This window comes from Candidatus Nanopelagicales bacterium (assembly GCA_030700225.1).
Taxonomy (GTDB): Bacteria; Actinomycetota; Actinomycetes; order S36-B12.
Genome location: JAUYJT010000061.1, coordinates 36582 through 57718 on the forward strand (window position 1 = coordinate 36582; position 21137 = coordinate 57718).

The following is a 21137-nucleotide window of genomic DNA, read 5'->3' on the forward strand; positions in this document are numbered from 1 at the left end:
CGGCTGATAGGTCGGCGCGCTCATGCTAGCCGATCTCGATGAACCGGATGATGACGATCGCGCCCCAGACAAGCACGGAACAGGCAGTGGCGATGAGGAGCTGGCGTCGCTGATCCGGTCGGCCGAGTCCTCCCTCCACGGCTGCGGTGGAGGCGAAGCAAAGCGCGAGGACGGCGAATGTGATCAGGACACCGAGCGGTTCCGAGATCAGGATTGTCATCGCGCCGCCTCTCGCGCCGCTCCACGGCGCAGAACCCACACCGACGTCGCCCAAACGATGACCGCCTGCAGCACGAGCGTACCCAGCCCCGACGACTCGCGGGCGTAGAGAACGATCAGGCTGCACAGGATGAGGGAGGCAAGCCCGATCGAAACGGCGACGGCGATCGCGAGCGCGACCGTCCGGATGCTCACCACGAGCAGCGTCGCGAATCCGACACCGAGAAGGCTGAACAGGCCCACAACCGGCATCCTGAGCCACACGGGCGCCTGCATCACAACGAGAAGGACGGACACCGCTGCCCACATGACCAAAGCCAGCGCGGCCCTCTGCGTCGATTCCGCGCTCATGACTGCCTCCCAGGTGTCTGTGCGCTTCCGGCTGCGGCGGCCTGGGGCGGGCCGCCCGGAGACACGGACGGTGACTTGTCACCCACACGCACGAGGATCACGCCCGATGGGTTCCGGTAGACGATCTTGTACTGGCCCGAGGAAGTCAGCATCTCGACAAACACGTTCGCGAAGTCCGACGGTAGGCCATCGTTCTCGACCCCGTATTCGACCTGTGGCCGTGAGATGACGATGTAGGTTCCGACCGGGTTGTCTCCGATGAGTTTGTTGACCTGCTTGACGTCTGTCAGAGGCCATGAATCGAGCAGGTTTGGCGCCTCGTTGTACGAGGTGATGTCACGGTAGCTAGTCGGCCCGCCGTACCCCAGCGAGGCGATCGTGCTGCCGGCCGGTGCGAGCAGCGAGAACTCCTGGTCAAGCTGAAGATCCGTGTCCGAGATCCGCTCGAAGGACTCGTTCCCCCATTTCGCGAGAAGGAAGATCGGGAATGACAGTGCGATCACAGCCACAAACGCGACCCAAGTGTAAGGGCGAGACGCGGGCGGTCCTGGCGACACCAGGGCCGCTATCAGCATGGACGCCCCGGGCAGTGAGTAGAAGAACAGTCGCAAGATGCCTTCCCCGCCATACTCCTGCGAAACGACGATGAACGCTGGTGCCGCTGTGAGGATCAGTAGCGGCAAGCTCACGGCCTTCCCGGTGCGCCAAAGCCGGATCGCGCCCAGTCCCGCCAGACCCCACACGAGCAGAGAGAAGACAAGTCGAGCGTTGACAACCTCCAGGTGGGCGCTGCTTCCCGTGAGCCGATTCCCCACGCCGCTCTCAACGACGGCATCGGCGCGACCGATCCCCCCGAAAATCTGGTCCAAGTGTCCGCTCCAGAACGGTTCCGCGGCATAGCTGAGCCACCCGACCATCGCCACGCCGATGAAGACGACGATCGGCCATGGGCGCAACCTTCCGACCACTGCGAGCAGCGTCAGGGGCACGGCAAGGGCCGGCGGCGTCAACTGATGGGTCGCGACGAGAGCGAACGTCAGGCCGGCCAGCAAGATCAGCAGCGCCAGCCGCGTCGTGTGACTCTCGGCTGTCTCGGGTGGCTCGTGACCGCGGTCGGCGGACCGGACGAGGGAACTGAGCCACGCCAAGCCGCGCCGAGGCGTGCGGACAGCCCAGGCCTGGATTCTGATCGACCACATGTCGGGATCCCGGTGACGCAGGTACGTCAGCACGATGGCGATGAACGTCAAGTAGAGAACGAACGCGACGGACTGGGGCGAGAAGTAGTCCTGCCCAACCCAGTCGGCCATTACGAAGACGATCACGCCGATCCAGGGGGCGCGCCATCCCTTCAAGGTCGCGCGGCCAATCGCGAGCAGCGGCGCCAGGTAGGCGAGGAGCAGGATGATTGGAGCCCACTTCAGCCAGACGACCGGGCTGGACGCTCCGGTCGCGTCCGTCAGAGCCGCGGATCCGGAGAAGAATCCGGGCCAAGAGAATCGGGCATCCATTGATGGGCTGGGATGGCCAAGAGAGATGATCGATTCGGTGAAGCTCGAGTGGAGCCAGGCCACCGGGAAACGCGGTTCGCTCTCCACAAAGCTCGCGGCCCCATGAACGAGGACGGTCAGTGCGACGACGCCAGTGACCATCACTTCCGTGCACTGCCGGTGCCACCGCAGCGAGTTGGCCAGCACGGCGAGCACGACCGCAATCGCGACGTAGTAGGCGAGGGGCAGCGCCTGGATGAGTCCGTACGGGCCAATGGCGCTCTCGTCGCTGAAGCTCAGTGCGACAATTCCCACGCCCAGTGCCGCCAGAACTGTGCCCAGCGACGCCCACTTCATGCGGGCGCTGAGGTCAGTATCCCGTTTCAAGAAGTCCCCGTCCCGGTCGGTCGGCCACCGCGGCGGTCGGCCCTCGCGTGCAGCCGCTCGAGCCGAAGCCGCTGGATCTTGCCCGCCATGTACCCCAAGACCGTCGCGGTAAGTCCAACGGGCAGCATCGCGGCCCTCGTTACCCCCCAAAAGTCGCCACGAACAGCCGCGAGGAGGTGTATCCCGACGCCCCGCACAAGTGTCTTGACCACGTATGAACGCTCGCTACTAAGACCGGACTGCGTCCCAACGAGGGCCGCTACGGCTTCCTTCGAGCGACCCTCGTGATAGCAGCGCCTCCAGAAGTACGAAACACGCTGCCGAGACTTCGGGACAAGATGCTTCACGACGGGTCGCGTGTCGCGCAGGATCCGGCTACCGGGAAGGGCTTGGCTGAGCCGGATCGACAGCTCGGTCTCCTCGCAGCCAACGGGCAACTCGCCGACACGGCCTATCTGCGACCGGAAACGGCCAACCACGTCGAAGGACGTCCGCCGGATTGCCATGCTGGCTCCAATTGGATTGCGGATCGACTCGCCGGATTTCGGCATGCCGGTGTAGTCGCATCCCACGACCCAGCCGAATTCTGGCGGGAACCACTGCGGGGCCGATCCTCCTTCCCAGTTTGGTTCGACCGCGCCGCCCACGGCCACTACGTCCGGCGACTCGGCGAAGCGTTCACGATAGGCGGTGATCCACTCCGGTTGTGGGAAGGCGTCGTCATCCAGGAATAGGACAAGATCGTTCCCGCACGCGTCGATTCCCGTGTTGCGCGCCGACGACAGTCCGGGTGCTCCCTGGCTGCTCAGCACGTTCGAACCCTGAGGGGCGAGCTCGGCGAGTGCGCGTGCCAGGAGAGCGTCGTTGTGATCGATCACGACAATGACTTGATCGCCCGTCTCGAGCTGCGCTGTCAGTTCGCTGACCCCAGAGGCGAGCTCGTCCCACCGCTTCTGGGTGTAGGCGCAGACGATGATCCCCGCCGTCAAGCTGCTCAGTGGGTTCTCTACAGGGGGGATGCCCGCGCTCGCGGGGGAACAGCCGTCCGCGGCATCGCCCGCATCCGCAGCGCTCATGGCTGGCCGTTCTCTCGTCAGGGACTCGTGGCCTTGCTCAAACTTACAGAAGCCAAGCCACCATCCGCACATGGGAAACGGCGACAGCTAGAGCCGCCCCCGTTCCTGGGGGAGCGTTCCCCTCTACGCAGGGGAGTACGTGTAGGCCTTGACCCAGTCCACTTGCACGTGACCCTCGGCCGACTTCGACGGAGCGGTCGACTCGATCTGGGTTTCCATCTGCAGTACCCAGTGCATCGGCTTGGACGGCACGTACTTCGTGCTGGATCCGATGGACTTGCCATCTACCAGGAACTCGACCTTGCCCGGCGACCAAAGCGTCTCGTACACGTGCCAGGCGCCCGGCTTCACACCTGCGCTGAACTGATCTTGCCCACCAGCCGCGCGAGCGTAGTGGTGGAATGCCTTTAGCGGATCTCCGGTCAGGTCTCCTTCGGGGAAGTCGATCTCTCCGTCGTCCGGCCAACTCTCAGAGTCCGGCCAAAGCAGCGGGGCAATCTTGTACCCGGGGATCTTCTCGGCGCGCAGGCGCATGCTGAACCGGCCATACGTCATCTCCGGGAGGCTAGGAGTCGGTGCGGCGACAAGGTAGCGGCCCAGTTCCGAGTCATAGTGCAGCCACGCGTCCAGAACGCCACTAGCCACGGAGAGCGTCTTGCCCGGGTGGTAGTAGCCGGGGTTGGAGCGCTCTTGGCGGCTGGTGTCGGTCCACGGGTACGGGTACGCACCGAAGTTGGAGTATGTGCTCAAGAAGGAACCGAGCGGTGCCGTGGTGTTGAAGTCCTCGGCGAAAACGCTCTTCCAGCCGGGCAGATCGCCTACCGGCATGCCCGATGGCACCGGTGGCGCCTTCTTTGGCTTCCTCTTGACGTTGACGAGCTTCACCTTGTATTTCGTTCGGCAGGACGCGGAAGTAACGGCCACGTTGAGCTTTCCCTTCTTCACGCGGGCCTTCGCCTTCAACTGTCCGCTGCCCGCCTCCCGGGCCACCTTGGTCCCGTTTTGCCCAAGTCGCACGGACACGGGGGCGCAGCGGTCCTTCGCGAACTTCGCGGTCGCCGAGACCGTTCCGGCCACCACGCGACGCTTCGTCTTGCGCTTGGACACGGCGCTCTTCGCGGCCACACGGCTAGCTTTGGCTGACTTGCCCCGCCCGATCTTGCCCTTGAGCAGGTAGACCCGCCGACCGGTGGGACTGGCAGCGGATAGGTCCGCTGATACAGCCGCAGCCGGGGTTGGCGCCACAGCCGCCGCGCTCGCGCTGGCCCCCACAACAGGGAACGCGATGGCGGTGCTCGCCAACAACGCTGTCGCAATCCGTAGTTTCTCGCTCACGCATGGCTAATCGGCAGTGTGCGGTTGGGTTCTTGAGCGCAATGCACCCATCGAGTTCCGGTACTGAGGCCTGATTCACGTCAGGGGGAGAGAGCGGATGGGAAATCGTGGGTTAGGTGACCCTAACCACGAACGGCGCCACATGACTCGGTGCGAGCGACCAGGGGGATTCGCTCACACATCGTAGTTCTGTGTGATTCATGTCTCTAGCTGGTCATCGAATGGTCGCAGATGTGTCGCAGGAATTGGCCTACGTTGCTCAAGTTGCCGTGCCGCAGTCCGGTCCGGCACTCGGTGGTCGCAGATGGCCGCCGGGACGTCGACCCAAGGGAAAACATGCCCAGCAAGTCGAAAATCCTGTCCGCCGCGGCCGCGTCAGTAATGGCTGCCTCACTTCTGCCGGGCGTTCCGTTGGCGCCAGCGTCCGCTCAAGGACCGATCACAGTGTCCGCCGCCTATCAGGGCCCCGCCAAGTGGTCCACGTCGCGGATGAAGCGGGCCAAGCGGGCCGTGCGCTCGATGAGAGTGGCCCAGCTCCGCCAACTCGCGCCCGTAGTACCAACGGGACTCTTGTCAAAGAAGGTCGACCGCGTCCCCGGATACCAGGGCCAGCGTTCTTGTCAGCGCGGTGCGCGCCCGGGCACCCGGGCACTGGCTCGCTTGCTGCGAAGGACCTACGCGTCGGGCATTCCCATCGGAATTTCGCGTCGGTGCGCGGGTGACACGAGTGAGCACTATGACGGGCGTGCGCTCGACTGGATGGTCAACTCACGGAAACCTCGTCAGGCCGCGATGGGTGACGCATTCACGAGATGGCTGACCAAGCGCGGACATGGAGTACGCGGCGAGATGGCTCGCAGGTTGGGCGTGATGTACATCATCTGGCGGGGCCGGTCGTGGGCGTCATATCGACCTGGCTGGTCCGACTACCGGGGCTGCTCACGCGGTGGGGGCTCGAGATGGAACGCAACAGCGTGCCACTTCGATCATGTGCATATCTCGCTGAATTGGCCGGGAGCCCGAAAGAAGACCTCCTGGTACCGGGCGCTCTAACCTGTTCCGCAGGTGTGGCTGGGCTGGTTCGGAAGACAACGTTCCGCCGCGGGCTAGTGGTTCCGGTGGCGCGGCGGAATTCCGAGATGGCCGGGGGTGACAGTCGGAGCGAGCTCAACGGTGGCGGGTTCAAGGCAACCAGATGATTCCAGTCCCCTTCCAATCTCGGTCGGGCGCTGGAGTTAGCTGGGAAGACCGCTGACGAGCGTGGTCAAGAGGGGATCTGCACCGTCGCACCTGTGGCGTGGACACGTGGCCGCCTGGGTCCAGCCACTGCCCCGCCCCCTGTCAGAAGCGGCCGCTAACGCAAGAAGCACCCGTTAGGTAAGGAAACTGCCGTTGCAACGGGCGCGCCTGTACCTCAACGGTCGCGTTTGTCGGAAACGGCCGCAACGAACGTCAACTCAGGGCGTGGGCTGGGTGGGGTCGCGTCAGGCAGATGGCAGCGTGAGTATCTCGGAGCCGGTGCGTGTAACCAGGATGGTGTGTTCGGACTGGGCGCTGCGGCGGCGGTCCTTGGTGACGACGGTCCAGTTGTCATCCCACACTTCGTAGTCGTAGGTCCCCAGGGTCAGCATCGGCTCGATCGTGAACGTCATTCCCGCCTCCATGACGAGCCTTCGCCCCGGTTCGTCGTAGTGCGGCACAATCAGGCCGGTGTGGAATGCCGTTGAGATTCCGTGGCCGGTGAAGTCCCGCACAACCTGGTACCCGAAACGTTTCGCGTAGCTCTCGATCACGCGCCCAATCGCGTTGATCGGTCTGCCGGGAGCCACGACCCTGATCCCCCTCATCATGGCTTCGTGCGTGCGTTCGACGAGGAGCCTGGACTCGTCATCCACCTCACCTACCAGGAACGTCGCGTCCGTGTCGCCGTGGACGCCGCCGATGTAGGCAGTGACATCGACGTTGCAGATATCGCCTTCCAGCAAGACAGTGGAATCGGGGATTCCGTGGCAGATGACTTCGTTGATCGACGTACACAGTGACTTCGGGAAGCCCCGGTATCCCAGAGTCGACGGATATGCTCCGTGGTCGGTCATGTAGTCGTGACCGATCCTGTCCAGCTCGTCGGTCTTGACGCCCGGCTGTACGGCACGTCCGACCTCGTACAAGCAGTCAGCGGCGACCCGGCAGGCCACTCGCATGCGTTCGATCGTCTCGGCGTCCCTGATCTCTGAGCCTCGGAATCGGGCGGGGGAGCGACGGCCAACGTACTCGGGACGCTCGATCTCCGGCGGCACCGCACGGGTCGGCCCGACGCGACCGGGGACGAGCAAACGGGGACCCGCGCTGGAGGGCATGCCGGATTGTGGCACAGTTTGGCCAGCGGGTTCCGGCCAGTGGCGGGACCGTGGGGAGGAGATCGCGATGGCCGGGCGCTGGTGGTACTGCCTGAAGCATGACCGGGTGGAGCCGGACGCCGCCTGCCCTAACTCGGACCGACTCGGTCCCTTCGACACGGAAGGAGACGCCGCCGGCGCTCTCGAAGTGGCGAGGAAGCGTAACGAGGCGTGGGAACGCAGCGACAAGGAGTGGGAGCAGGGCCCCGCGACGGGGCAGTCTGAATGACCGAGACAGCCCAGGAGCCGCCCGAAAGATGCGGGCCGCTTGTCGGGCTGCGCGTGCTGGAGATGGGTGCCATCGGACCGGTGCCATTCGCAGCTGGACTTCTGGCCGATCTTGGAGCGGAATGCCTCAGGATTGAATCTCCCGGTCCCGAGATCGGGGTGGCCGACGAGAAGTCCGCCATCCACTTGCGCGGACGATCCTGGGTGAGGCTGAACTTGCGCGAACCCAGTGCTGTTGATCTCGTAAGGGAACTTGCCGCCACGTCCGATGTGCTTCTCGAGGGATTCCGTCCGGGGGTCATGGAACGTCTGGGTCTTGACCCCGCGGATCTCATCGCCGCGAACCGTGGCCTGATCGTCGGCCGGATGACTGGGTGGGGGCAGTCAGGACCGATGTCGGACGTAGCTGGCCACGACATCAACTACATAGCGGTAGCTGGTCCTTTGCGGCATTTCGCACGGGCGGGGCAGACACCCGTCGCGCCGCTGAACCTGGTTGGAGATCTCGGCGGGGGAGCGATGTTCCTGGTCACCGGCGTCCTGGCGGCATTGTTCGAGCGCTCGCGTTCCGGCCGGGGTCAGGTCATCGACGCGGCCATGGTCGACGGCTCCGCCTATCTGATGAACTTGATCTACGCGATGGCAGCACAGGGCATGTGGGCGGTGGACCGCCCAGGGACAAACCTGCTGGACACCGGAGCGCCCTTCTATGACGTGTACCGCTGCTCGGATGGGGAGTACCTGGCGGTCGGATGCCTTGAGCCGAAGTTCTACGCCGAGTTCGTCGCCGGGCTCGGGCTCGCCGATGAGGACCTTCCCGCCCAGTATGACGCCGACGGATGGGATGAACTAAGACGGGTGTTCACGCGAGTGATCGCGTCGCGTCCCAGAGACGAGTGGGATCGTGCTTTCGAGGGCAAGGACGCGTGCGTCGCCGGTGTCCGGTCAATGGCTGAGGCGACTACTCACCCCCACATGACTGCCCGCGGAACCTTCCTTGAGGGCCCGCCCATTCAGCCAGCGCCAGCGCCGAGATTCTCGCGCACTCCCGGGATGGCAGTCCCGAGGGGCTCCCTGCCCAGCGGTGCCGAGGCACTGATCGCGTGGGGCGTCGACGCCGACCGAGCCAGCCAGATGTGCCCGTGACAAGATCCCCGGCATGAACCAGCCATCGACGCTATGGGAGAACATCGCTGGGCGACTCCCACTTGAACCAACCGTCGCGATCCTAGGAGGCACTGGGGACCAGGGCATGGGGCTGGCGTATCGACTCGGAGCATCCGGAGTTCCCGTGCTCATCGGCTCCCGTGACCAGGACCGGGCGCGGGCTGCGGCAACAGCCGTCGGGCAAGGCGTTTCGGGGATGTCGAACCTGGAGGCGGCAGCGAAGTGCGACATAGGCCTAGTGGCAGTGCCCTGGGGCGGGCATGAGTCGCTGCTGAGGACCATGGTCGAGGCTCTAGAGGGGAAGATTGTCATCGACTGCGTCAATCCTCTGGGGTTCGACAAGCGCGGGGCCTTCGCGATCCCGGTTCCCGAGGGGTCAGCTGCGCAGCAGGCCCAGGAGATCCTCGTCGGCAGCGTCGTCGTGGGCGCGTTCCACAACGTCAGTGCCGTAGTGCTGCTGGATAGACAACGGGTCGAGGTGCGGTCAGACGTCTTGGTTCTCGGGGACGTGCGCGGCGCGACCGATGTCGTGTGCGCGCTCGCGGACCGGATCCCCGGAATGCGTGGTGTCTACGCCGGGCGGCTTCGCAACTGCGGTCAGGCCGAAGCGCTGACGGCGAACCTCATCTCCATCAACCGGCGCTACAAATCACACGCGGGAATCCGTATCACTGACCTGCCGAGGTAGCCCGCGCCGACTCAGTCGTAGGAGTGGTCAAGGTCCGGGTAGCGCCCAGCGACGACATCGGCCGCCCACGCTGCCACAGCCTCCGTCATGACGGTCCGAAGGTCGGCGTAGCGCTTGACGAACTTCGGAGGGGGACCGGCGGTGAGTCCCATTAGGTCCTGCCACACGAGCACCTGAGCATCGGTGCCGCTACCGGCGCCTATGCCAATCGTCGGTATGTGGAGTTCCTTGGTAACGAGCTCGGCGAGATCGTGCGGGACCGCTTCAAGAACGAGGGAGAAGGCACCGGCGTCCTGAACGGCGTGAGCGTCATCGAGCAGATCGTGGGCCGCCTCGCCTCGCCCCTGGACTCTGTAGCCGCCCAGGACGTTGACAGACTGGGGAGTCAGTCCCAAATGCGCCATCACTGGGATGCCAGCCTCGACTAAGGCGCGGATCTGGGGCACCACTCGTCGGCCGCCTTCGAGCTTCACCGCGTGTGCGCCTGTTTCCTTCAGGAACCTGGTCGCGGTACGCAGCGCCAAAGCGGGCGACTCTTGGTACGAGCCGAAAGGCAGGTCCGCGACAACCATGGCCCTAGTGCTGCCGCGCACAACCGCTGCGGTGAGGGGAATCAGCTCGTCGACCGTCACAGGTAGCGTTGACGAATGACCCAGCACGACCATCGCGGCTGAGTCCCCGACCAGCAGGACAGGTACCCCGGCCTCGTCCAGCAGGCCTGCCACTGTGGCGTCATACGCGGTCAGCATGGGCCACCGCTCACCGGTCAGTTTGGCTGCGGCCAGATCCCTAACCGTGATGCGGTGTTGCTGAACCCCTCCGTAGAGAGCCTTCGGGGCGCGAGCGGAACCGCCCGGGTTTGGGGCACGCGATAATGACATCAATCCTCCAGCGCCGTCGACGCATCGTCGCCGCGACGGTTCTATTGTGCCATCGCTCGCGGATTCTGACTGGCGCCAGTCGGGTGGCAGGGGCCTTGCCGAGCGCGCAGTAGCCTGTGGTGGCTGCCGCGGGCGGCCACGCTCTAGAGAATCGAGCCCCGAATGCAGTCTGAGTCGCGCCACCCCGAGGTAGCGGATAGCTCGGCTCCGCCGCAGGATTGGTCAATCAGCGGCGAAGGGCACCCTCGCCGCTGGGCGATCCTGGCGGTGCTCGTCGTCAGCTTGCTAGTCGTGGTTCTGGACAGCACAGTGCTGAACATCGCGCTGCCGACCATTCAGGGCGAACTTCACGCGACCCAGAGCGAACTGACGTGGGCGGTTGACTCCTACATCGTGGTGTTCGCCGCACTTCTGTTCACATGGGGAGTGCTGGGGGACAGGTTCGGCCGCAAGAGGATCCTGATCGTCGGTCTGCTGATCTTCGGGTCCGCCAGCGCGTTTTCGGCCTTCGCGGCGACTCCGCTTTGGCTGACGGGATCACGAGGGTTGATGGGTGTCGGCGGCGCGGCCGTTATGCCAGCGACTCTCGCCATAATCACGGTTGTGTTCCCGCCGCACGAGCGTGGCCGGGCGATCGGCACATGGGCTGGAGCGGTGGGAGCGGCGATCTCGCTTGGGCCTGTGCTTGGCGGGCTGTTGCTTGCGCACCCAGAGTGGACCAGATGGCTGACTGGGAATAGCTGGGGCTCGGTGTTCCTGATAAACGTGCCGATAGTGATCGTTGGCACTATCGGGATACTGCGCATCGTCCCAGAAACGCGGAACCCGCGTCGGCAGCGAGTGGACATCGTGGGGCTTGTCCTGTCGTTCACGGGACTGCTATCTCTGGTCTACGGAATCATTCACGCCTCGTCCGTTGGCGGTTGGCGTAACCCGGAGGTGCTCGGTCCGGTCGGCTTGGGCCTGTTGTTGATCGTGGGCTTCCTGGTCTATGAGTGGCGCAGTTCTGGACGGTCATTCGATGTCGGACTCTTCCGGAACAGGGGCTACGCGGTCAGCCTGGGCGCGGTCAGCCTGACGTTCTTCGCGATGACGGGGATCATGTTCTCGCTGCCGTTCTACCTCCAGGTGCTGCGGGGGTACGGCACTCTCCAGGCCGGATTGGCGTTCATGCCGTTCGCCGTTGGTCAGCTAATCGCCGCTCCCAACAGCGCCAGGATGGTCGAACGATTCGGGTACCGGGCTGTGATGACGACTGGGCTGGCGATCGTGGCGACCTCGCTTGCCGCGCTGACGCGGCTGAACATGGACACAAACATGGTGCTCGTCCTCGTCGGGTTCTTCGCTTTCGGGCTGGGCATGGGAAACGTCATCGCGCCATCCACGTCGGTGATGCAGAACATCCTGCCCCTGTCGCGGGCCGGCGCGGGTTCGGCTGTGCAGAACACGGTGCGACAGGTATTCGGGGCGCTTGGGGTCGCGACGGTCGGCGCGGTGCTAGGAACCCAGTACGCGTCCCGCTCCGCGGAGGTGTTCGCTGCGCTGCCTCCCGAGTTCCCCAGGGCTAAAGCCGAGGAGTCGGTCGTGGCCACGAATCAGATTCTGTCTGCTTGGGAGAGCCAGGGCGGCGTTCCCACCGACCAGATCGAGCTCATCCGAGCGGGGGCGTTCGAAGCGTTCCTGGGCGCGTCGCAAGTCGCCGTGGCGATTTCGACTGTGATGGTTGTGATCGCGGCGCTGCTAGTGGCGTTCCTATTGCCGCGCATCCGTCCGCCGCGTGTGGGGGATCGCAGTCCCCGTGACACGTGGGATCAGCCGCAGGAAGTCACCGAGCGGGAGATTGAGAATGTCATGGGTCTAGCGCCGGATGCTCCCGCCAGCGATTAGTTATCGGCAGCCGCCGGTCACGGCCGAATGCTCGAAGGCTGATCTTGGTTCCAGGCGGGTACTGGCGGCGTTTGTACTCGGCCGCGTCGGTGAGGCCGAGAACGCGGGAAACGAGGTCAGGGGCGAATCCGTCGGCGACGAGTCCTGCCGCGCTCCTGTCGTGTTCGACGTAGTCGTCGAGAACGTCATCGAGGAGCGCGTAATCCGGCAAGGTATCCGTGTCGAACTGATCGGGCCGAAGCTCGGCGCTAGGGGCCTTGGCGATACTGGACTCCGGGATCGGCGGCGTCAGGCCGAGGCGGACGGCTTCGGCATTCCGCCACTTGGCCAGGCGCCACACCGCTGATTTTGGTACGTCCTTGATGGGGGCGAATCCGCCGACCGCGTCACCGTAGATCGTCGTATACCCGACCGAGATCTCTGTCTTGTTCCCCGTGGCCAGCACCAGATGACCTTCGGAGTTCGAGATTCCCATCAGGATCACTCCGCGGATTCGGGCCTGTATGTTCTCCGCTGCCAGACCAGCCAGGGGCAGCGCTTGGTGAATCTGTGTGACGATCGGCTCGATCGGGATCTGCCTGTACGTCAGACCTGTACGCGTCGCCAGGTCGGCGGCGTCGTCTTGGGAGTGCTGCGATGAGTAGCGGCTCGGCAGGCCCACCCCGTGGACGCACGATTCGCCGAGCGCGTCGCAGGCGATAGCCGCGGTCAGGGCCGAGTCGATTCCGCCGGATAGTCCCAGGACCACCGACTCGAATCCGTTCTTGCGCACGTAGTCGCGCAGGCCCATGACGAGCGCGGCGTACACCTGCGCGTCGCCCGAGAGCTGGGGCGCGACCGGCGCCGCAGCCAGCGGCGCGAGTGTCCCCGGGCGCGGCGCTGCGGTGAGCACGATGACTTCACCAGAGTCCGCGAGGCGGGTATCCGCCGTGGCTGGAGCGACTTCCACATCGGCGACGAGCAGGTCTTCGGCGAATTGGGGCGCGCGGGCCAGCACCTGCCCGTCGGCGCCCACGATCATGGAATCCCCGTCGAAGACCAGCTCGTCCTGTCCGCCGACCATGTTCACGTAAGCCAGTGGGCAATCAGCTTCGGCCGCTCGCTGACGGCAGAGGTCAAGCCGGATGTCCTCCTTGGCGTGCTCGTATGGCGAACCGTTCAGGACGAGCAGTAGTCCAGACTTGTTCTCGCGCACCCGCGAGACCGGACCGCCCTCTTGCCAGAGGTCTTCGCAAATGGCCAGGCTGACGTCAGCGCCCCCGGTTCGGAAGACGCACGACGAGTCGCCCGGCACGAAGTACCTGTATTCATCGAAGACGCCATAGTTGGGCAAGTGGTGTTTGGCGTACCGGCCACGGACTTCACCGTCGTGCAGCACCCACGCGGCGTTGAGCGGGTCGTTGCGAGGCCGTCCCGGCGTGCGCTGTCGAGGCTCGCTACGGTCAAGCAGGCCTACCACGACAGCCAGATTCCCGAGGCCCTGGCCACCCAGAGACCTGGTCAGATCCTCCGCCGCGGCCCGTGAGGCGTCCTGGAATGAGGGCCGCAAGGCCAGGTCCTCGATCGGGTATCCGGTCAGGGACATCTCTGGGAAGGCGACGATGTCGGCACCGGCGTCCCGTGCCCTGTGGCACCAGTCGACGATCATCCCGGAGTTGCCCGAGATGTCGCCCACGGTGGGATTCATCTGGGCGAGAGCGAGGCGCAGGACTGGCACGGTTTCAGGTTAGGGCGTGCCATTAGTGGGTTGAGCAGCGACTTCCGGCCGTAGTGCGGGCAAGATGGGTCCATGGACAAGCAGACCGAGTTCGTACTGCGCACGATCGAAGAGCGTGACATCCGCTTCCTGAGGCTGTGGTTCACGGACGTTTTGGGGACCCTGAAGTCGGTGGCGGTCGCGCCGGCCGAACTGGAGGGCGCGTTCGAGGAGGGGATCGGGTTCGACGGATCGGCTATCGAGGGATTCGCCAGGGTGTCCGAGTCGGACATGATCATGCGGCCAGACCCAGCCACGTTTCAGATCCTGCCGTGGGGCGGAGAATCGCGTGGGACGGCGAGGATCTTCTGCGATATTCACATGCCGGACGGGTCTCCCTCCTACGCCGACCCACGGCATGTGCTGAAGCGGACCTTGGCGAAGGCGGCCGATCTGGGGTTCACGTTCTACACCCATCCGGAGATTGAGTTCTTCCTGCTGAAGGGCCCGCACGAAGCTGGCAGCGCGCCGGTTCCCATCGACCGCTACGGCTACTTCGACCATGCACCGCACGGCGTCGCCCAGAACTTCCGCAGGGCAACGATTGACATGCTGGAATCGATGGGGATTTCGGTCGAGTTCAGCCATCATGAGGCGGCACCGGGCCAGCAGGAGATCGATCTGCGCTACGCCGACGCTCTCAGCACCGCCGACAACATCATGACGTTCCGAATCGTGGTGAAGGAGATGGCGTTGAGGAACGGCGTCTTCGCGACATTCATGCCCAAGCCTTTCCGAGACCACGCGGGATCGGGAATGCACACGCACTTGTCACTGTTCGAGGGCGACCGCAACGCGTTCTACGAGCCAGGTTCGGAGTATCAGCTGTCGAGGGTTGGGCAGTCGTTCATCGCTGGTCTCCTCGAGCACGCGACTGAGATCACCGCGGTCACCAATCAGTGGGTCAACTCATACAAGCGGTTGTACGGCGGCGGGGAGGCGCCCGCTGGGGTTTGCTGGGGCCACAACAATCGTTCGGGCCTAGTCAGGATCCCCATGTACAAGCCACACAAGGGCGGATCGACGCGGGTTGAGGTGCGGTCACTGGACGCGGCGTGCAACCCGTACTTGGCATTGGCTGTGATGTTGGCCGCGGGTCTTAAGGGGATCGAATCCGGATACGAGCTGCCGCCAGGCGCCGAGGATGACGTTTGGGCGCTAACCGATGCTGAGCGGCGCGCCATGGGCATGCGGCCGCTTCCGGCGAGTTTGGGGGAGGCGCTGGACCAGATGCAGGATAGCGAGCTTGTAGCGGAGACGCTGGGCGAGCACGTATTCGATTTCTTCCTACGGAACAAGCGGGCCGAGTGGCGCGAATACCGAAGTGAAGTGACCCAGTTCGAGTTGGACAGGTACCTACCGTTGCTGTGAACGCCAGCTCCAACCCCCGGGCAGCGACGACTGGGGGCATGTTGGCCCGCCTGGGCTTCGTGGAACCCGATCGCGCGGAGCAACTGTTGGCGTCGCCGACGCTCGCGGACTGCGTCAGCAGTGAGGTCCTAGAAGCCATCGCTGACGTCGCTGAACCTGATCTGGCTCTTCTCTCACTTTCACGCGTGCTCGACGCGGCCGATGATCAGGTAGCCGCGAAGCTTCGCGCTGCGCTGGCGACAGACCCGGGCACGCGCGACCGACTCTTGAGCGTCCTGGGGGTGTCGGAGGCCGTGGGCGACCACCTCGTGCGGCACCCCAGCGACTGGGAGGTACTCAGTGCCCCTGCGAAGCGGGTCGGAGCCGGGCGAGTCCGCTCCGAGCTTCTGACGGCGGTGGGTGCTGACCCGGAACGCGCCGTGCCCGTCGCGGCGGGCCATGGGTCAGAGCAGCTCGACGCGCTGCGACGGGAGTACCACAGGCAGCTGATCCGGATTGTGTGCGCGGACGTGGCTGAGGGGTTGCCCTTCGACAGCGTCGCGGAGGATCTGTCGGATGTCGCGGATGCGGCACTTGAGACGGCGCTGGCCATCGCGCAGTCGGAAGCCGGTTCCCCTCCGTGCCGTTTCGCCGTAATAGCGCTTGGGAAGTGCGGCGGGCGCGAGCTGAACTACGCGTCCGATGTGGATGTTGTGTTCGTTGTGGCATCAACGTCTGGCGACGATGATGGCGCGGTTCGGGACGGCACTCGGCTCGCGACCGCCTTGATGCGCGCCTGCAGCGCGACTACGCGTGAAGGATCGTTGTGGGAGGTCGACGCGGCGCTTCGCCCAGAAGGCAAATCCGGGGCGCTCGTCAGGACACTGGACAGCCACGTTGGCTACTACGAACGCTGGGCGCAAACCTGGGAGTTTCAGGCGCTGCTCAAAGCCCGCCCGGCCGCCGGTGACATGGAACTCGGACGTCGGTACGCGGATGCTGTCTCGCAGTTCGTTTGGTCCGCGGCCGGTCGGCCGAACTTCGTCGATGACGTGCAGGCGATGCGACGACGAGTGGAGCACTCCGTCGTGGGCGCCGCGGCTGCGCGCCAACTCAAGCTGGGTCCAGGCGGTCTGCGTGATGTCGAGTTCAGCGTGCAGCTGCTGCAACTGGTTCACGGTCGCAGCGATGTGATGCTCCGCAGCCCCAACACGATGAGGGCGCTCGAGGCGTTGTCCATCCACGGATACGTGGGGCTGAAGGACGCGGCACAGATGGCTGCCGCCTACCGGTTCCTGCGCACCATGGAACACAGGATCCAGATGTACCGCTTGAAGAGGACACACCTCGTGCCGGAGTCTGAGCGGGATCTGCGGCGCATCGCCCGCTCGATGGGCATGCGCGCTCACCCCCAGGCGCAGTTGGAGTCCGCCTGGGGGTCTAGCGCCCTTGACGCACGCAGGTTGCACGAGAAGTTGTTCTACAGGCCGCTGCTGCAGGCCGTTGCCCGCCTCGACAGTGGTGAGGCCCGCCTGACGCCGGATGCCGCCCGCCAGCGACTGGCGGCACTTGGATTCGCCGACCCAGCATCGGCGCTGCGCCACATCGAAGCGCTGACGTCCGGAATCACTAGGCGATCGGCCATCCAGCGCACGCTGTTGCCTGTGATGTTGTCCTGGTTCGCGGACGGTCCGGATCCGGATGCGGCTCTGCTGGGCTTCCGGCAGGTGAGCGAGGCGCTCGGCGGATCGCCATGGTTCCTGGGGATGCTGCGTGATGAGTCGGTGACCGCTCAACGCCTGGCGAAGGTCCTGGGCAGCAGTCGATACGCCAGCGAGCTGCTCCAGCGGGCTCCGGAAGGCGTCAGGATTCTGGGGTCAGACGATGAGCTGGTTCCGTTCGGGCGGGAGCAGATGGAGGTCGAGGCCCTTGGAGCCGCGAGTCGTCATGATGAGCCTGAGGCTGCGATCCAGGCGATTCGTGGGATCCGCCGCCGTGAACTGTTCCGGCTGTCGGTCGGCGATGTCCTGCGGCTCACTGATGTGGAGCAGGTGGGCCGTGGACTGTCCGACGTGACGATGGCCTCGCTGGCTGGGGCGCTGTCGATTGCGGGGAAGGGCCGGAAGCCGGCCGTGAGATTCCTAGTCGTGGCGATGGGCAGGATGTCGGCGGGTGAGGCCTCGTATTCGTCAGACGCGGACGTCATGTTCGTCTATGAGGCGGTTTCGGGGGTCCAGGATGAGGAAGCTGGTCAGATCGCGCTCGGTTTGGCCAATGAGATGGCCAGACTGCTGACGTTGCCTTCGGCCGACCCCGCGCTGGTCATGGACGCGGACCTGCGCCCCGAGGGGCGCAACGGGCCGGTTGTCCGATCGCTCGATTCGTACCGTGCCTACTACTCGCGCTGGTCGAGTACATGGGAAGCCCAGGCGCTGTTGCGGGCCGGGCGAGCATGTGGAGACGGGGGACTTTGGAAGAGATTCGTCCAGGTGATCAACCCGCTGCGCTATCCCGATGGCGGTCTGGCGTCCGAGCAGCGGCGGGAGATACGCAAGCTCAAGGCTCGGGTGGAGGCCGAGCGGCTTCCTCGTGGCGCCGACCCGACGCTTCACACCAAGCTCGGGCGGGGCGGACTGTCTGACGTGGAGTGGACCGTGCAGCTACTTCAGATGGATCACGCCTACGCGGTTGAAGGACTTCGGACAACGAGCACCCTGGAAGCGTTGGCCTGCGCCAAGGACAACGACTTGATCGCCGAACAGGATGCCGAGCAGTTGGCGTCAGCTTGGACTCTGGCCGCCAGAGTGCGCAACGCCATAATGTTGGCAACAGGCAGGCCGGGGGACGTTGTGCCCGGCGACGCCCGGTCTCTGGCCAGGACAGCGCACGTCATGGGTTATGGCCCGGGGGAGAGTCAGGAACTCGTTGAGGATTACCGGCGTACAGCTCGGCGGGCTCGTCGAGTAGTCGAGAGGATCTTCTACGGCGAGTGAAGCAAGCGCTCCGCGTCAGGGGCGGGCTCTGCGCAGCCTTCGCCTGGCGAGCAGCATCACCGAAGCGCCCGCGAACGCAGCCGCAGCCGAGGTCATCCAGGCCAGACCCCACCCCAGAGATGTGGCGATAACGCCGATGAGCACCGGACCGGTCAGCAGGCCCAGCGACACCCCGGTCTGAGTGATACCGCTGGCGGCGGCGGTGGATTCCGGGAAGCGGCGGGCCACGGCCAGGTGGATCAGGCCGGGCCAACCCCAGCCGAACGCGTTGGCTGCCAGGAGCCCGACGAGGAAGGGCCAGGGGGACATTGTGGACATCATCAGCCACCCCACCGCTCCGGCGGCGCAGAGTGCGGCGGCCGCGATGAGCGCACCTCCCTGGACCCGGTCGGCTCGCCAGCCCGCAGCCAGGCGGACGGCCAGTCCGGCGGCCCCTCCCGCGGCGACCAGATAGCCGGCTGTGGATTCCGAGAAGCCGACCGCCACGGCAGATGAAGCGGCGTGAGCCCCTATTGACGTGGCCGCGATCGCCGCAGCGGCCAGTCCCGCCGCGAGCAGCCAGGCTCCGCCGCGCTCCCCAGGCGCGACGGGCCGCTCGGCGCGACCAGCGGAAGGCTGGACGTTGGCCGGAACAAGGAACCCGGCGAGCAGCGACAGCAAGGCCGCGGCGACATAGGCGGCGCGCCAATGCAGAGTCAGGGCGATGGCCGGCACCGCCAGGCCGCCGAGCAGGATCGAAAGCGGTATCGCGGACTGCTTGATCGCATATGCCATGCCGAACCTTGATGTCGGCACTCTCGCGGCGACCAGCGCGTTGGAGGCGGGTTGCCCGAGTGAGTTGCTCAGGCCGCCGATCGCTAGCGCGGCGGCGAGCAGCACAGGCGTCGGCGCAGCCGCGGCGGCGGTCAGGGCCATGCATGACACGGCGGCGGCCGTGCGCATGGAAGTAGTGATGCCGAGCGATCCGACTGCGCGACCCAACGGCGCGCTTGTCAGCAGGGATACGGACGCGAACGCCGCGACAACGAATCCAATCCCTCCAGGGCCGAGTGCCATGTCCTTGCCGATCTGGACAGCCATCGCTCCAGTGAGGAACAGAGGTAGTACACCTGCGAGATTCACCCCAACGGCTGCCAGGAGGGCTCTGATGCTGCCCTTAGTCCAAGTCGCCGCCGGTGGACGCCTGTGGTGCATCAACGCCCCTGCCCCCGCACCAATCGTGAGGGGATCACAACTGGGCCTGACACGTAACACGACGGAAACATTCGGGACACTGCCGGGAAACCCCGCCCTCCTAGATTGGACCGCAGCCACTGAGGGGACACTAGTGGTTGGCCGCGTTGGCCGGACACTTCGTCCAGGGGTCTGCGGATCTGAGTCGGCAGTCTGAACACCGTGAGGGAGACTGAATGTTCAAGAACGCGCATGAAGCGCTGAAGTTCGTGAAAGACCACGATGTCCGGTTCATCGACATTCGGTTCTGTGATCTTCCTGGGGTCATGCAGCACTTCAACGTGCCGGCCGAGACCGTGGACGAGTCGTTCTTCACCGAGGGTCAGATGTTCGACGGGTCATCGATCCGGGGCTTCCAGGCGATCCATGAGTCGGACATGAAGCTGATTCCGGACCCGGCGACGGCGTTCGTGGACCCATTCCGGGCACAGAAGACCTTGGTCATGAACTTCTCAATCCGCGACCCGTTCACGGACGAACCCTATTCTCGCGACCCGCGCCAGGTGGCGGCGAAGGCTGAGGCATACCTGGCGTCGACCGGCATCGCCGACACCGCGTACTTCGGCGCTGAGGCTGAGTTCTACGTGTTCGATGATGTGCGATTCGAGACGAAGCAGAACGCTTCCTACTACTACATCGACTCGATCGAAGCGGCTTGGAATACAGGCCGGGTCGAAGAGGGTGGCAACCGCGGATACAAGACGCGGTACAAGGGCGGCTACTTCCCGGTACCGCCCGTGGACCACTTCGCGGACATGCGTGACGAGATGTCGCACGAGTTGCAGAAGGTCGGCATTGAGATTGAGCGGGCCCACCATGAGGTCGGCGCCGCGGGTCAGGCCGAGATCAACTACAAGTTCAACACGCTGCTCCACGCGGCGGACCAGGCGATGCTGTTCAAGTACGTGATCAAGAACGTCGCCTGGCGAAATGGGAAGACGGCGACCTTCATGCCGAAGCCCGTGTTCGGGGACAACGGTTCTGGCATGCACTCGCACCAGTCGCTGTGGAAGGACGGAGTGCCGCTGTTCTACGACGAGCTCGGGTATGCGGGGCTGTCAGACGCTGCCCGGTGGTACATCGGCGGGCTCTTGGCCCACGCGCCCGCGCTGCTGGCGTTCACGAACCCGACGATGAACTCCTATCACCGCCTGGTTCCCGGCTTTGAGGCTCCGGTGAACCTGGTGTACTCGCAGCGCAACCGATCCGCGTGCATCCGGATCCCGATCACCGGCGCGAACCCGAAGGCCAAGAGGATCGAGTTCCGGGTGCCGGACCCGTCCAGCAATCCGTACCTGGCGTTCTCCGCGATGATGATGGCGGGCCTGGACGGGATCAAGAACAGGATCGAGCCGGCGGCGCCGGTCGACAAGGACCTGTACGAGCTTCCGCCGGACGAGGCCGCTGGCATCCCACAGGTGCCATCTTCGCTTGAGGGTGCGCTTGCCGCTCTTGAGGGGGACAGCGAGTTCCTCTCCGAGGGAGGCGTGTTCACCTCAGACCTGATTGAGACTTGGGTGGACTACAAGCGAGCCAACGAGATCGACCCGATCAGGCTGCGTCCGCATCCTCACGAGTTCGAGATGTACTACGACCTGTGACAGACGCCGTAGACCCGAAGTGGCCCCTGACCTGCGGAAACGCGGGATCGGGGGCCGCTTTCGTTTGCTCTCGAGCAGCCAATTCGCGCGAGTGTCAGA

The 21137-nt window shown here is 65.0% G+C and carries 16 protein-coding genes; 7 read left to right on the forward strand and 9 right to left on the reverse strand.

Annotated elements, in window-relative coordinates; all coding sequences use genetic code 11:
• Positions 1-25: 25 nt before the first annotated feature.
• The 6 genes from Q8P38_09660 to map form a co-directional block, all read right to left on the reverse strand.
• Positions 26-220, reverse strand: coding sequence for a hypothetical protein (locus Q8P38_09660; GenBank protein MDP4014867.1), 195 nt, complete (start codon positions 218-220; stop codon positions 26-28).
• The gene (locus tag Q8P38_09665; protein MDP4014868.1) at positions 217-570 is read right to left on the reverse strand and encodes a hypothetical protein; all 354 of its coding nucleotides are present in this window, start codon (positions 568-570) and stop codon (positions 217-219) included. Before Q8P38_09665 ends, Q8P38_09660 begins: the two co-directional genes overlap by 4 nt.
• A complete protein-coding gene (locus Q8P38_09670; protein ID MDP4014869.1) occupies positions 567-2447 on the reverse strand; it encodes a hypothetical protein in 1881 nt (626 codons plus the stop codon). Before Q8P38_09670 ends, Q8P38_09665 begins: the two co-directional genes overlap by 4 nt.
• Positions 2444-3523 carry a glycosyltransferase gene (locus Q8P38_09675; protein MDP4014870.1) on the reverse strand — a complete coding sequence of 360 codons (1080 nt, stop codon included), beginning with the start codon at positions 3521-3523 and terminating at the stop codon, positions 2444-2446. The genes Q8P38_09670 and Q8P38_09675 overlap by 4 nt, the downstream gene beginning before the upstream one ends.
• Positions 3524-3646: 123 nt before the next feature.
• On the reverse strand, positions 3647-4858 hold the full coding sequence (locus Q8P38_09680) for a glycoside hydrolase family 16 protein (GenBank protein ID MDP4014871.1): 1212 nt from the start codon (positions 4856-4858) through the stop codon (positions 3647-3649).
• Positions 4859-6342: 1484 nt separating this feature from the next.
• Complete coding sequence (map, locus tag Q8P38_09685) at positions 6343-7215, reverse strand: type I methionyl aminopeptidase (protein ID MDP4014872.1); 873 nt, start codon at positions 7213-7215, stop codon at positions 6343-6345.
• Positions 7216-7282: 67 nt separating this feature from the next.
• Between map and Q8P38_09690 the strand changes: the two genes are divergently transcribed.
• The 3 genes from Q8P38_09690 to npdG are packed head-to-tail and all read left to right on the forward strand — an operon-like array spanning position 7283 to position 9337.
• Entirely contained in the window at positions 7283-7483 is a 201-nt protein-coding gene (locus tag Q8P38_09690; GenBank protein ID MDP4014873.1) for a hypothetical protein, read from the forward strand.
• Positions 7480-8628, forward strand: a complete 1149-nt coding sequence (locus Q8P38_09695; protein ID MDP4014874.1) for a CaiB/BaiF CoA-transferase family protein — start codon at positions 7480-7482, stop codon at positions 8626-8628. The genes Q8P38_09690 and Q8P38_09695 overlap by 4 nt, the downstream gene beginning before the upstream one ends.
• Positions 8629-8641: 13 nt before the next feature.
• Positions 8642-9337 (forward strand): NADPH-dependent F420 reductase, encoded by a 696-nt coding sequence (gene npdG, locus Q8P38_09700; GenBank protein ID MDP4014875.1) that lies wholly within the window; start codon positions 8642-8644, stop codon positions 9335-9337.
• A gap of 11 nt (positions 9338-9348) precedes the next feature.
• Here npdG and panB read toward each other — a convergent pair whose 3' ends face one another.
• Positions 9349-10218 carry a 3-methyl-2-oxobutanoate hydroxymethyltransferase gene (gene panB, locus Q8P38_09705; protein ID MDP4014876.1) on the reverse strand — a complete coding sequence of 290 codons (870 nt, stop codon included), beginning with the start codon at positions 10216-10218 and terminating at the stop codon, positions 9349-9351.
• A 162-nt stretch (positions 10219-10380) separates the two neighbouring features.
• Between panB and Q8P38_09710 the strand changes: the two genes are divergently transcribed.
• On the forward strand, positions 10381-12105 hold the full coding sequence (locus Q8P38_09710) for an MFS transporter (protein ID MDP4014877.1): 1725 nt from the start codon (positions 10381-10383) through the stop codon (positions 12103-12105).
• Here Q8P38_09710 and Q8P38_09715 read toward each other — a convergent pair.
• Positions 12068-13822 carry an NAD+ synthase gene (locus Q8P38_09715; protein ID MDP4014878.1) on the reverse strand — a complete coding sequence of 585 codons (1755 nt, stop codon included), beginning with the start codon at positions 13820-13822 and terminating at the stop codon, positions 12068-12070. The genes Q8P38_09710 and Q8P38_09715 overlap by 38 nt on opposite strands.
• Before the next feature lie 72 nt (positions 13823-13894).
• Between Q8P38_09715 and Q8P38_09720 the strand changes: the two genes are divergently transcribed.
• Positions 13895-15232, forward strand: coding sequence for a glutamine synthetase family protein (locus tag Q8P38_09720; protein MDP4014879.1), 1338 nt, complete (start codon positions 13895-13897; stop codon positions 15230-15232).
• Positions 15229-18204 (forward strand): bifunctional [glutamine synthetase] adenylyltransferase/[glutamine synthetase]-adenylyl-L-tyrosine phosphorylase, encoded by a 2976-nt coding sequence (locus Q8P38_09725; GenBank protein MDP4014880.1) that lies wholly within the window; start codon positions 15229-15231, stop codon positions 18202-18204. Before Q8P38_09720 ends, Q8P38_09725 begins: the two co-directional genes overlap by 4 nt.
• 15 nt (positions 18205-18219) lie before the next feature.
• Here the strand turns inward: Q8P38_09725 and Q8P38_09730 are convergent, their stop codons facing one another.
• Entirely contained in the window at positions 18220-19284 is a 1065-nt protein-coding gene (locus Q8P38_09730) for an MFS transporter (protein MDP4014881.1), read from the reverse strand.
• Positions 19285-19613: 329 nt separating this feature from the next.
• Between Q8P38_09730 and glnA the strand changes: the two genes are divergently transcribed.
• Positions 19614-21038 carry a type I glutamate--ammonia ligase gene (gene glnA, locus Q8P38_09735; protein MDP4014882.1) on the forward strand — a complete coding sequence of 475 codons (1425 nt, stop codon included), beginning with the start codon at positions 19614-19616 and terminating at the stop codon, positions 21036-21038.
• The last annotated feature ends 99 nt before the right edge of the window (positions 21039-21137 follow it).